The 483-nt window shown below is 47.2% G+C and carries 1 protein-coding gene; it reads left to right on the top strand.

Annotation, left to right across the window (positions count from 1 at the left end; translation table 11 throughout):
• Window positions 1-483 (top strand): fibronectin type III domain-containing protein (locus tag AB4Z45_RS33050; protein WP_441913836.1); only part of this gene is annotated, 483 nt, incomplete at both ends.

Here is a 483-nt window from a genome sequence, read left to right on the forward strand (position 1 = left end):
CACAAAAGCAATTAATTTTGCAGGTCGTTCTACCGTTTCATCCAACTCACCTTCTGAGCTTGTTCATAAGGCAGAAGCAACGGGCTTGAAGGCAAATACGTCATACAATTTCCGTGTGGGCGACGCGGCACTGAACATTTGGAGTGAAGCAGGAACATTCCAAACTGCACCAGTAAACGGAGCATTCACATTCATCGACCTGGCGGATACGCAGGCCAAAGAAGAGGATGAGGCGAAGCTTTCAGCTGAGACGCTGGAGAAAGCACTTGCTACAGTACCAAGCGCACAATTCGTGGTGCACAACGGTGATATTGTAGATACAGGCACAAAAGAAGAGCAGTGGAACTGGCTGCTTGGGCATTCACAAGAAAGCCTGCTTAACACAACCATTGCACCATCAGCAGGTAACCATGAAGATAAGAACAATGCATTCTACGAGCATTTTAATATCAAGCAAGCAGAGAACTCTGCAACGGTAACGGG

It is taken from the genome of Paenibacillus sp. MCAF9, assembly GCF_052114265.1.
Taxonomy (GTDB): domain Bacteria; phylum Bacillota; class Bacilli; order Paenibacillales; family Paenibacillaceae; genus Pristimantibacillus.